7 protein-coding genes are annotated in these 12,976 nt (G+C 63.5%); 3 read left to right on the top strand and 4 right to left on the bottom strand.

Going from position 1 to position 12,976, the window contains the following annotated elements; translation table 11 throughout:
* The first annotated feature begins 108 nt into the window (after positions 1-108).
* The gene (locus tag LB545_RS10480; RefSeq protein WP_224704996.1) at positions 109-2,478 is read left to right on the top strand and encodes a DUF1989 domain-containing protein; all 2,370 of its coding nucleotides are present in this window, start codon (positions 109-111) and stop codon (positions 2,476-2,478) included.
* Between the two features lie 251 nt (positions 2,479-2,729).
* Positions 2,730-4,439, top strand: coding sequence for an APC family permease (locus LB545_RS10475; protein ID WP_224704995.1), 1,710 nt, complete (start codon positions 2,730-2,732; stop codon positions 4,437-4,439).
* Positions 4,440-4,516: 77 nt separating this feature from the next.
* Here the strand turns inward: LB545_RS10475 and LB545_RS10470 are convergent, their stop codons facing one another.
* From LB545_RS10470 to LB545_RS10455, 4 genes are all read right to left on the bottom strand, one after another.
* Complete coding sequence (locus tag LB545_RS10470) at positions 4,517-7,666, bottom strand: efflux RND transporter permease subunit (RefSeq protein ID WP_224704993.1); 3,150 nt, start codon at positions 7,664-7,666, stop codon at positions 4,517-4,519.
* Between the two features lie 248 nt (positions 7,667-7,914).
* On the bottom strand, positions 7,915-9,060 hold the full coding sequence (locus tag LB545_RS10465) for an efflux RND transporter periplasmic adaptor subunit (RefSeq protein ID WP_224704989.1): 1,146 nt from the start codon (positions 9,058-9,060) through the stop codon (positions 7,915-7,917).
* A gap of 56 nt (positions 9,061-9,116) precedes the next feature.
* Positions 9,117-9,725 carry a TetR family transcriptional regulator gene (locus LB545_RS10460; RefSeq protein ID WP_140497843.1) on the bottom strand — a complete coding sequence of 203 codons (609 nt, stop codon included), beginning with the start codon at positions 9,723-9,725 and terminating at the stop codon, positions 9,117-9,119.
* 413 nt (positions 9,726-10,138) lie between these two features.
* Positions 10,139-11,791 carry an acyl-CoA synthetase gene (locus LB545_RS10455; protein ID WP_140672580.1) on the bottom strand — a complete coding sequence of 551 codons (1,653 nt, stop codon included), beginning with the start codon at positions 11,789-11,791 and terminating at the stop codon, positions 10,139-10,141.
* A gap of 193 nt (positions 11,792-11,984) precedes the next feature.
* Here LB545_RS10455 and LB545_RS10450 point away from each other — a divergent pair, with 193 nt between their 5' ends.
* Positions 11,985-12,950, top strand: coding sequence for a sugar-binding transcriptional regulator (locus LB545_RS10450; protein WP_224704987.1), 966 nt, complete (start codon positions 11,985-11,987; stop codon positions 12,948-12,950).
* Positions 12,951-12,976 lie beyond the last annotated feature (26 nt).

Here is a 12,976-nt window from a genome sequence, read left to right as displayed (position 1 = left end):
GAAGAACCTGCCCCACCACCGCCTTGCCAAACCCACCCGCACTGCTATTCTTGCTGCTAAAATAATTTCACACACAGGCAAACTTGTTTCTCGAACCGCAAGGCTGAGATGAGCCAGTCGCCCTACCCTGCCGTCGCATCCGGACCACCCCGGCCGAGCCTGATCCTGCGGCCCGGCCAGATCGCGCTGCCGCCGGGCATGGAGCGCTATACGGTCCAGGGCAATGGTGCGGTGCTGATCGAGGTCGAGGCCGGCGACACCATCACGGTGCGCAATGTCGAGGGCGGCCAGGCTTGCGAACTGCTGGCATGGGATCGCACCGGTGCGACCGATCCCTCCATCCTCGGGGAAAAATCCAACAGCAATGCCGCCGGCATCAAGGCACTGCTTGCCGAGGGCGATGACAGCCTCGCGTCCCTGCGGCGCGGGCTCGCGCGCCGGCAGGTGCGGCTCGACCAGGCCAAGGCGGTGCGCGTATTCGGCGGCGCCACGCCGGCCGGCACCGAACAGGCTTTCACCATCGTGCGCGTCGGCTCGGTGGTGATTGCCGCGCCCGGCGGGCCGATGCTGGTCGACGGCCATGATACGGCGACGCCGCTTACCGTGATCGTGCGGCGTGCCACCATCCGTCCGGCGGCGAAGTCGCTATTGGCTGACCCGCTCGCCGATCCGGTGCTCGATTTGCGCGTCCATTCGGCGACGGCGGAATCCTACTTCGTCAAAGCCGGCGACTATCTGCAGATCATCGACGTCGACGGGCGCCAATGCACCGACTTCCAGTGCTTTTCGGCGCGCAAGCTGGACAAGGGGCTCGACCATCCGCTCGATGTGACGACGACACGCACGCTGATGGGCGCGAGCTATCCGACGCCGGGGCTGCACTCGAAATATTACGACCAGGACATGGAGCCGCTGGTCGAAGTGGTGCAGGACACATGCGGCCGGCACGACGCCTTCGCGCTCGCATGCGCCGCCAAATATTACGATGACATCGGCTATCCCGGCCATGCCAACTGCTCGGAGAACTTCAACCGCGCGCTGTCGGACAAGGGCGTCACGCCACGCGCCGGCTGGATGGCTATCAACTTCTTCTTCAACACGGCAATCGACGCGCATGGCGTCATGGTCTCCGACGAGCCATGGTCGCGGCCAGGTGACTATGTGCTGCTGCGGGCGCTGACCGACATCGTCTGCGTGTCCTCCGCCTGCCCCGACGACACGACGCCGGCCAATGGCTGGGACCTGACCGACATCCATGTGCGCACCTATTCCGGCCAGCACAAATTCTCGCGTGCGATCGCCAGACGCATGACGCCCGATTCGGAACCGAAAATGACCCGCGAGACCTCCTTTCATTCGAGCTTTGCCAAGCACACCCGCGACTTCGTCGAGTACAGGGGCTATTGGCTGGCCAATTCCTTCGCCAGGGAAGGCGCGATCGCCGAGTACTGGGCCTGCCGGCAGGACGCCGTGATCATGGACCTGTCGCCGCTGCGCAAATTCGAGGTCACCGGCCCGGATTCCGAAGCGCTGCTGCAATACACGCTGACCCGCGACGTCAAGAAGCTCGGCGTGGGCCAGGTCGTCTATTCCGCCATGTGCTACGAGCATGGCGGCATGATCGACGATGGCACGCTGCTCAGGCTCGGCAAGGACAATTTCCGCTGGGTCGGCGGCGACGATCTGTCCGGCGAATGGCTGCGCGAGACGGCGACAAAGCTCGGCCTCAACGTGCTGGTGCGCTCGTCCACCGACCAGATGCACAATATCGCCGTGCAGGGGCCGAAGAGCCGCGACATCCTGAGGAAGGTGATCTGGACCTCGCCGCTGCAGCCGTCGATCGAGGAACTGGAATGGTTCCGCTTCGCCGTCGCGCGCATCGGCGGCGGCAATGGCGTTCCGGTCGTCGTCTCGCGCACCGGCTATACCGGTGAACTCGGCTACGAGATCTGGTGTCATCCGCGCGACGCCGAAAAGGTCTTCGACGCGATCTGGGCCGCCGGCCAGCCGCATGGATTGAAGCCGATGGGCCTGCAGGCGCTGGACATGGTGCGCATCGAGGCCGGGCTGATCTTCGCCGGTTACGAGTTCTCCGACCAGACCGACCCGTTCGAGGCCGGCATCGGCTTCACCGTGCCGCTGAAGTCCAAGACCGACGACTTCATCGGCCGCGAGGCGCTGATCCGGCGCAAGGAGAACCCGCAGAACAAACTGGTCGGGCTCGACATCGATGCCAACGTCGCGGTCGGCCATGGCGATTGCGTGCATGTCGGCCGCGCCCAGATCGGGGTCGTCACGTCGGGCATGCGCTCGCCGGTGCTGAACAAGACCATCGCGCTGGCGCGGCTCGATGTCACCCACGCCGCCATCGGCGCGCGAGTTGAAATCGGCAAGCTCGACGGCCACGCCAAGCGGCTGCCGGCGCGAGTCGTGGCCTTCGCCCATTACGATCCGCAGAAGACCAGGCCGCGTTCCTGACCGCGGCCTTCCGGGCATACGGGATTGCCCATCGGCGGCGCCGCGGGGCACATTTGTGCGCCCGCCCGCAAGCGTGATGTGCACGGCGCGACAAAACGCTTGACGTGAAAGCGCGCCGGATCAATCTTCACTCCTAAGAAAAAAATACGACTGAGTGGAAACACTGAAGTCGCGGCGATATTGGCCGGGAGCAAGCTTCGCACAGCCGAGGCGTCGCCGGCGGGGAACATCAAAAAGGGGAATTCACCGACATGAGCACCATAAGCACAGTCCTGGACCAGCCTGCCGAAAGCAAGCTGCTCAGGCATATCGACTGGCGCGGCGCCTTCTGGGTGGCGAGCGGCGTCCCGGCCCTCGTCCTGTTCTCGATCGGCGGCATTGCCGGCACGACCGGGACGCTCGCTTTCCTGATCTGGACGGTGTCCATGGTCATGGGCTTCCTGCAATCCTTCACCTATGCCGAGATCGCCGGCCTGTTCCCGAACAAATCGGGCGGCGCCTCGATCTACGGCGCCACCGCCTGGCTGCGTTACTCCAAGTTCATCGCGCCCTTGTCGGTATGGTGCAACTGGTTTGCCTGGTCGCCGGTGCTCTCGCTCGGCTGCTCGATCGCCGCCGCCTATATCCTCAATGCGCTGGCGCCGGTGCCGATCTTTACCGACACGTCGCCCGAGGTCGCCGCCTATATCGCGGCACATGCCGGAACGAGCGCCGGCGACGCCATTACCGCGGTGACCGCGGCGGCGACCCCGGCGATCCGCACGTGGTCGGCGTTCAGTCACACGCTGGGTCCGGTGTCCTTCACCTTCAACGCCACCTTCTTCATCGGCGCCGTGCTGATGCTGATGATCTTCTCGATCCAGCATCGCGGTATCCTGGGCACCGCCAATGTGCAGAAATATATCGGCCTGCTTGTCATCGTCCCGATGCTGATCGTCGGCGTCGTGCCGATCTTCACCGGCCAGATCAACTGGGCCAATTTCTCGCCGCTGGTTCCCTTGGCCGCCGCCTATGCGCCAGAGCCCGGCGCCTGGAACATCGCCGGCTGGACGCTGGTGCTCGGCGGCATGTTCATCGCCGCCTGGTCGACCTACGGCTTCGAGACCGCCGTCTGCTACACGTCCGAGTTCAAGAACCCGGGCACCGACACCTTCAAGGCCATCTTCTATTCCGGCCTGCTCTGCATGCTGCTGTTCATCCTGGTGCCGTTCACCTTCCAGGGCGTGCTCGGCCTCAACGGCATGCTGGCGACGCCGATCGTCGACGGTTCGGGCGTGGCGGATGCTCTCGCCGGCATGGTCGGCGGCGGCGGGCTTATCCACAGCCTGCTGGTGATGCTGATGGTCCTGGCGCTTGTGCTGTGCATCATGACGGCTATGGCCGGCTCCTCGCGCACGCTCTACCAGGGCTCCGTCGACGGCTGGCTGCCGCGCTACCTCAGCCATGTCAACGAACATGGCGCGCCGACGCGGGCGATGTGGACCGACCTGTGCTTCAACCTGATCGTGCTGGCGATCGCCTCGGCCGATGCGACGAGCTTCTTTTTCATTCTCGCCGTATCCAATTGCGGCTACATCATCTTCAACTTCCTCAACCTCAATGCCGGCTGGATCCATCGCATCGACAACGGCCATATCGCGCGGCCATGGAAGGCCCCGACGTGGCTCTTGGGGATCGGGGCGGTCTTCGCCTATGTCAACGCGATCTTCATGGGCGCCGGCGCCAAGGTGTGGAACCCGATGGCGCTGTGGGCCGGGCTGATCACCGCGGCGTTGATCATCCCGGTGTTCTGCTTCCGCCATTACATCCAGGACGGCGGCAAGTTCCCCGACCACATGCTGGCCGACCTCGGCATGGCGGGAGCGGACCTCTCGGTGAAAAAGGCGGGCATGCTGCCCTATCTGACGCTGGTCGCCGGAGTGGCGGTAATGCTGATCGCCAACTGGTTTTTCGTCATCTGATTGCCTGACGGGCAAGCGGCCTTCGGCTCCGCAAGAACAGAAATCGGCCGGTCTCAAATGAGACCGGCCGATTTGGTTCATTCAGCCGCCAAAGCGAGTTGCGGCCTCTCGACGCCTTCGACGGTTTCCGGTTCGGGCGTCTGTTCGTCGGTCGGCACCTTCTTTCGCTCACGGCCGAAGAACAGGGCGTAGCCAGCGGGCAGCACCAGGATGGTGAGCACGGTTGCAACCAGAATGCCGCCCATCATGGCGTAGGCGAGCGGCCCCCAGAACACGCCGCGCGAGATTGGGATCAGCGCCAGCACCGCGGTCATTGCCGTCAACACGATCGGCCGGAAACGGCGCACAGCCGAGCCGATGATCGCTTCGGAGCGTTCCATGCCTTTCGCGATGTCCTGGTCGATCTGGTCGACGAGGATGATGGAGTTTCGCATGATGATGCCGAGCAGCGCGATGACGCCGAGGATGGCGACGAAGCCGAACGGCGCGCCGCTGATCAAAAGGGCCGCGGCCGCACCGATGATGCCGAGCGGACCGGTGGCCAGCACCAGCATCGCCTTTCCGAAATGCTGCAGCTGGACCATCAGCAATATGACGATGACGGCCAGCATGATCGGCGCCTTGGCGGCAATGGAAGCCTGGCTTTCCGCCGAATCCTCGGCACCGCCCTGGATCTCGATCTTGTAGCCGGGCGCCAGACCATCGCGCAGGCCCTTCATGTCGTTGTACATCTTGGTGACGACGTCGTTGGACTGCACGCCGTCGGGCAAGGTCGCCCGCACGCTGATGGTCGGCAAGCGATCGCGCCTCCACTCGACGCCTTGCTCCAGCACCGGCACAACCTTGGCCACCTGCGACAGCGGCACGAAGCCACCGAAATCGGTCGGGATGTAGATGGAATCGACCGAGGACAGCAGCGCGCGGCTGGCATCTGGCTCGCGGGCGACGATGGACACCGTTTCTTCGCCGTCGCGGAAGTCGCCCAGCGGCGCGCCGGACATGGACGCCTGCAGCATCTGGCGGATGCGCTGCGAGGTGACGCCCAACGCACGGGCGCGGTCCTGGTCGATGACCAGCTTCATCGCCGGCACAGGTTCCAGCCAGTCGTCATGGACGGCGCCGAGCAGCGGGTTGGCCTGGAATTTCGCCTTCACCTGGTCGGCAATGCGCCGCACTTCCTGGCGGTCCGGGCCCATGACGCGCATCTGCACCGGCCAGCCTGTCGGCGGGCCGAGGAACAAGCGGTCGACCTTGCCGCGGATGGAGGGGAAGTCCTGCGCCAGGATGGTACGCAGCTTGACGATCAGCCGCTCGCGCGCCGGCTCGTCATTGGCCATCACAAGAAGCTGGGCGAAGTTCGGATTCCTGAGCTGCTGGTCCAACGGCAGGAAGAAGCGCGGCGCGCCTTCACCGATATAGGTGGCGATGAAGCGCTTGTCCTTGTCGTCCATCATCTTGGCTTCCAGCGCCTTGGCCTGCGTCTCGACTTCCTTGATGCTGGTGCCTTCCGGCAGCCAGAGATCGACGAGGATTTCCGGGCGCGACGATTGCGGGAAGAAGTTCTGTGGAATGAACTGGAAGGCCCACAGGCTGGTGGCGAAGGTCACCAGCGTCATCGTCAGCACGATGATGCGATGGCGCACGGCCCAGGTAACGGTCGAGCGAAGCCGGCGATAGAAGCTGGTGTCGAAGACGTCGTGGTGGGAGCCGGCATGCTTGCGCTGCTTGAGGATCATATAGCCCAGCCATGGCGTGAAATAGACCGCCACGAACCAGGACACCACGAGCGCGATGCCGACGACGTAAAACAGCGTGCGGACATATTCGCCGGCGGTGGAGGCGGCGAAGCCGACCGGAATGAAGCCGGCGGTGGTGATCAGCGTGCCGGTCAGCATCGGGAAAGCGGTCGAGGAATAGGCGAAACCCGCCGCCTCGATCTTGACCAGCCCCTCCTCCAGCTTGCGTTCCATCATCTCGACGACGATCATGGCGTCGTCGACAAGCAGGCCGAGGGCGATGATCAAGGCGCCGAGCGAAATGCGCTGCAGGTCGATGCCGATCTCGTACATGATGGCGAAGGTGGCGGCCAGGACCAGCGGAATGGCGATGGCAATGACAAGTCCGGAGCGCCAGCCGATCGACAGGAACGAGACGACGAGCACGATCAGCAGCGCTTCGCCGAGCGCATGCATGAACTCGCTGACAGCGTCCCTGACGACCTCGGGCTGGTCCGATATCTGGTCGACGGAGACGCCATACGGCAGCGCCTCCTCGAAGCGCTTATAGGTCGCCTCGACGTCCTTGCCGACATCGGTGACGTTGAAGCCCTTGGCCATGACGACACCGAGCTGGACACTCTCGTGGCCATTGAACCAATACTTGCGCTCGAAGGGATCCTCCAGCCCCGAGCTCACGGTCGCGATATCGCCAAGGCGCGTTACCTGGTTGCCGGCGCGCAAGCGCAGCTCGCGAATGTCGGCGGCGCTGGTGACATCGCCCTCGACCGAAATGCGGACCGAGCGCAGGCCGGTGTCGACAGAGCCTGCCGGGTCGACATTGTTCTGTCCCTTGATCGCGTTCTGCAGGTCAGTCAGCGTCAGGCCGCGCTCGGCCAGCGCCTTGGACGAGACGTCGATATAGATCTTCTCGGGCTGGTCGCCGATGATGACCGCCTTTTCGACGCCGGGCGTCGTCAGCAGCATATCGCGGGCCTGGATGGCGAACTTCTTCAATTCGGGATAGCTGAAGCCATCGCCGCTGATCGAATGCAAGGTGATGAAGGTGTCGCCGAATTCATCGTTGAAATAGGGGCCGAGCAGGCCCTGCGGCAGATCGCCTGCTATGTCGCCGACCTTCTTGCGCACCTGATAGAAGGCGTCGTTGACCTGGGCAGCATTGGTGTCGCCCTTGATCTGAACCGTGATGATGGCGCTGCCGGCGCGCGTATAGGAGCGCACGAAGTCGAGATGCGGCGTTTCCTGTAGCTTGCGTTCGATCTTGTTGACGACCTGGTCTTCCATCTCCTGGATCGAAGAACCCGGCCAGATCGCCTGCACGACCATGACGCGGAAGGTGAAATCGGGATCTTCCTTCTGGCCCATGCGCATCAGGCCGAGCGCACCGGCAAGGATGATCAGGCCGAACAGGAAACGTGCGATGCTCGGATGCCCGATCGCCCAACGCGAGAGGTTGAAAGGCCGCTTTTCAGTGTTGCTGTCGGTGGTCATGGCGCCAGTCCAGTCCAATTGATCTGCAGGGCAGGTTCATCATGCCGTTCATGCGTACTTCGTCTGGCTTCCGGGCGGCGAAGCTCCCTCAAGCGGAGAGACTCGCATCGCGTGTGACGCGACAATGATGCGGGGGAGCCATCTTGCCGGCGTCTCGACGATTGGGCGCCTGCCGCCCGGAAACCATGGCCTGCCCGGTCTTGCGGCTCGCGCCGCCAAGACAGGGGGGCTTTCGTAGTGCCTGGCTGTCAGCGCAGGCTGCTGGTGGCAGCGTCGTCCGCCGCCGAGGCGGACTGCTGGAGACTGTCGCCGGACAGCTTGACCTTCAGATCGTCGGTCATGAACTGGGTGCCAGCGGCAACCACGACGTCGCCCTGCTTGAGGCCGTCGGCAACCGCGACGCCATCGGCGGTGAAGTTCGCGATCTTGACCGGACGCGAATGCACGGTGTCGCTGCCGCGGTCCACGGCCCAGACGATCTTCTGGCCATCCTTTTCAGCCAAGGCGCTAAGCGGGATCGAGACGAGCTGGGTCTTGCTGTCGACCGTCGCCTGCACGTTGGCGGTCATGCCGAGCAGCACGCGCGGATCGTTGGGAAGCGAGACGCGAACGGCGAAGGTACGCGACTGCGGGTCGGCGCTGCCGGCCACTTCGCGGACCTTGCCGGCAAGCGTCAGCGCATCGTCCGCCCAGAAGCTTGCCTTGACCTCCTTGCCCGGCCTGAAGCCGGCAATATCCATTTCCGGTACCGCGATCAGCACTTCCTTCTCGCCATCGACGGCAACCGTCATCACGGGCGTGCCGGCACCGACCACCTGGCCGACATCGGCACTGACCGCGGTGACGATGCCGTTCTCGCTCGCCTTGAGGTCGGTATAGTGGACCTGGTTCTGAGCCTGGGCGAGGGTCGAGCGGGCGGCATCGCGCGCCGCGACCGCCTGGTTGTAGGCCAGCGTCGCCTGCTCGAGCTGCGATTTCGGCGCGAAATTCTTGGCATAAAGCTGCTCGGCGCGCTTCCTGGCGAGATCCACCGTCTCGACCTGGCGCTCGGCGGCGTCAAGGCTCGCCGCGGCGCTTTTGACCGAAAGCTCGTAATCGGAGGGATCGATGCGGGCGAGGACGTCGCCCGAGGTGACATGCTGGCCGATGTCGACGAGCCTCTCGGTGACCTTGCCGGCAACGCGGAAGCCGAGATTCATCTCGGTGCGAGCACGCACCGAGCCGGAGTAATCGAGCTGGCGGGTGGTCTGCGCCGCGCCGATCTCGACGACCTTGACGGGGCGGATGATATCCCTGACCTCCGCCTTCTCCTGGGAACAACCGGCCAGGCCGAGTGCCGCGACGATCAGGCCGGCAACCGGCAGCCAGCGGATAATGGAATTGGACGAAGACACCTTAGCACTCCCAAACTGGAGATTGATTGTCGTTGCCGGCGCCCGGCGGGCGGCGGCTATTTCTTCAAGGCCTTGATCGCATAGTCGATGAGGTCGTCGGGCATCGCCCGGTTGGTCTTGGCAAGACACTGGGCCACCATCTGCGGGTGGCACAAAATGACAGTGGCGGCGCCGAAGCAGCGCGACGCAATCACCGGATCCTGCTCCCTGAATTCGCCAGCCGCGATGCCCTCGCGGATCACCTCGGCAAAAAGATCGTGGATACTGTCGACATGCTTGTCGATGACGCCCCAATCGCGCTCGAGGGCGACGATGACCATCTCATGGACCTTCTGGTCGTCGAGCATGACCTCCATGGTCATCTTGTACTGCGCGTGCACGTAGCGCCGCAGCCGTTCCTCGGCGCTGATCGGCAAATGCATGATCTCGTAGGCCATCCTGTAGCTGGCCCCGAGCATCCGGCCGCAGACCGCCTGGTGGATTTCGACCTTGGACGCAAAGAAGCGATAGATGTTGGCTGGCGACATGCCGAGTTCGCGGGCAATGTCGGCGACATTGGTCTTGCCGTAGCCATAGTGCCGGAACAGGCGCTCGGCGCAATCGAGAATGCGCGTTACATTCTCCTGGCGAGCGGCATCGGCGACGAGGTTGGCGGTTTCGGACATAGCCTCTTTCGATTTACTAGTGATGAATTTTAATTTTCGTCACTCGTAAATCGAAAGGAACGCGATGTCAACGCGGATTCGGCGTACGCGTACAAAATGGTGACAGATGGTGACAGTCGCAGGTGTGCAATGACCGACGTTGCCGATTGCGAATGGCGCTCATCCCGTCATCATCAAGGGCGTAGCAAGGAGCGGAGCGACGCGCAGACTCTCAGAATCCATGCTGCGACCTCTGTCGAAAAAAATAAATCGGCTCAAAGGGTTAGGCCGACCAGCATCCACAATCTTGGAAAGCCATTGTCGGCCGTCGGATCACGGCTGCCGGGTCGCGGCATGGAGCCTAGGGCTCCGCGACGGAGCTTCGCTCCTGCAACGCTCTGGGATGACCAACTCGCGGATGCTGGTGCAAACTGCTACGAGTTGGCGCTGCCACTCTTCGCCATCTCCCTTAGCCGGAATTTCTGGATCTTCCCCGTCGAGGTCTTGGGAATCTCGGCGAACACCACCGCTTTCGGCAGCTTGAAGCGGGCAAGCAGCGCACGGCAATGCTCGATGATCTCGGCCTCGGTCGCTGTCTTGCCGGGCTTCAGCTCGACATAGGCGACCGGCACCTCGCCCCATTTCTCGTCCGCCCGCGCCACCACGCCGCAAGACGCAACGGACGGGTGCTTGTAGAGCGCGTCCTCGACCTCGATCGAGGAAATGTTCTCGCCGCCCGAAATGATGATGTCCTTGGAGCGGTCCTTGAGCTGGATATATCCATCCGCATGCATGACGCCGAGATCGCCGGAGTGGAACCAGCCGCCGGCGAACGCCTCGTCGGTGGCCTTGCGGTTCCTGAGATAGCCTTTCATGACGATGTTGCCGCGAAACATGACCTCGCCGATGGTCTGGCCGTCGGCGGGCGTCTGCGTCATCGTTTCGGGATCCATCACCGTGAGGCCTTCGAGCGCGGCGTAGCGGACGCCTTGCCTGGCCTTCCTCGTGGCCCTCTGCCCCTTCTCCAGATGATCCCACTCATTGTGCCATTCGTTCACCACCGCCGGGCCGTAGGTCTCGGTCAGACCATAGAGATGCGTGACGGCGAAGCCGGCATCGGCCATGCCGGTGAGCACCGCTTCCGGCGGCGGCGCGGCGGCCGTGTTGAAGGTGACGGCTTGCGGGAACTGGCGCTTGTCCTCATCCCTGGCGTTGATCAGCACCGACATGACGATCGGCGCGCCGCACAGATGGGTGACGCCATGGTCGGCGATGGCGTCGTAGATCTGCTTCGGCCGAACCCAGCGCAGACAGATATGGGTGCCGGCCTGGACGGCCAAGGTCCACGGAAAGCACCAGCCATTGCAGTGGAACATCGGCAGTGTCCACAGATAGACCGCGTGCTTGGCCATGCCGGCATGGACGGTGTTGGCGTAGGCCATCAGGGCAGCACCCCGATGATGGTAGACGACGCCTTTCGGGTTGCCTGTCGTGCCCGAGGTGTAGTTGAGCGAAATGGCGTCCCACTCGTCGTCTGGCATCGACCAGGCGAAATTCTCCTCGCCCTCGGCGACGAAGGCCTCGTAGTCAAGCGTGCCGATGCGACCGCCCTTCGGATAGGGAGCGTCCGCGGCGTAGTCGGGATCGTCATAGTCGATGACCAGGGGCTTCACCTTGGCCAGGTCGAGCGCTTGCCGAACCACTTCGGAGAATTCGCGATCGACGATGAGCACCCTGGTCCCGGCATGGTCGAGCTGGAAAGCGATCACGGCGGCGTCGAGGCGAGTGTTGAGCGAATGCAGCACCGCCTTGGTCATTGGCACGCCGAAATGCGCCTCCAGCATCGGCGGCGTGTTCGACAGCATCACCGTCACCGTGTCGCCCTTGCCTATGCCGCGCCTGGAGAGCGCCGAGGCGAGCTGCAGCGAACGCCGCCAGAAATCGCGATACGTCACGCGCTGCCGGCCATGGATGATGGCGACATGATCGGGATAGGTCTTGGCTGCCCGCTCCAGATAAGTGAGCGGCGTCAGCGGCTGGTGGTTGGCAGCGTTCCTGTCGAGATCCTGTTCGTAAGGGTTGCCCATCCTGTCCTCCCCGTATGTCCCTTTGCCGACATGTTCTAACCACAGGCTCGGGCCGCGTCACCAGCAACGATGCCACGACAAAGCGCGTCTGGCGCAATGATGGTCTAGATTTGGCGCGCGTAAAGGCATTGCGTACCTCCGCGCGGTTTGACTTTTGTCGAGAGCCGTGACTAATGTCAGCCGAGGAGAAGGCATGGCAATCCGACCGGCAGAACAACTTATCCACAAGGCCGCCTGGCTCTATTATGCGCATGGCCTGCGCCAGGACCAGGTGGCGAGCCAGCTTAACATTTCCCGCGCCTCGGTTGCCATGTATCTGCGCAAGGCGCGAGAGACCGGCATCGTCAACATCTCGACCTCGACCCAGCTTTTCACCGACGACGTCATGGCGCGCAAGCTCGAGGATGCACTCGGTCTCGACGCGGTCTGGATCGCGCCGGAAAACGGCCATATCGCCGATCCCGCCACCGACATCGCGGTGCTGGCGGCGAGCGTCTTTCTCGAACTGGTGAAAAAAGGCGACCGCATCGGCGTCGCCTGGGGACGCACCGTCTACATGATCGCCGACATCATGTCCTACGCCGATCTCCAGGATGTCACCGTGGTGCAGCTCTGCGGCAATCTCGGCGCGCCCTATTCCTATCGTCCCGACCAATGCACGATGGAGATCGCCCGGCGGCTCAACGCCAAGGGCATCAATTTCTACGCGCCGCTCGTGCTGACCACCGAAGAGCTGGCGCGCGGCCTGCGGGCCGAGCCTGTAATCCGCGAACAGCTGTCGAACATCCACGAATGCGATCTGGCGCTGTATTCGGTCGGCGCCGTCGATGCCGACAGCCATCTGGTCAAATGCGGCGCGCTGACATCAGACGAAATGGCCGACCTGCGCAAGGCGGGCGCGGCCGGCGTCATTGCCGGGCAGATCATCGATGCCGAGGGCAAGGTGCTCGACTGCGGCTACAACCGGCGGGTGATCTCGGCGGAGCTTTCCTCGCTGCGCGCCATTCAGAAGCGGCTGATGGTGGTGCAGGAGAACAGCAAGTTCGAACCCCTGCTCGCTGCGATCGCCGGCGGCCTTTGCACGCATCTGGTGGTCGGCGCCGATATGGCGCAGCGGCTTCTGGATCATGCCGGAGCGCCAGGCAAAAAGGTATCCTAGAGACCATTCCTGCCGCGCCCGTCATC

This window comes from Mesorhizobium sp. BR1-1-6, assembly GCF_020165355.1.
Taxonomy (GTDB): domain Bacteria; phylum Pseudomonadota; class Alphaproteobacteria; order Rhizobiales; family Rhizobiaceae; genus Mesorhizobium.
The sequence above is the reverse complement of the archived record's forward strand: the minus strand, read 5'-3'. Positions and strand labels throughout refer to the sequence as shown.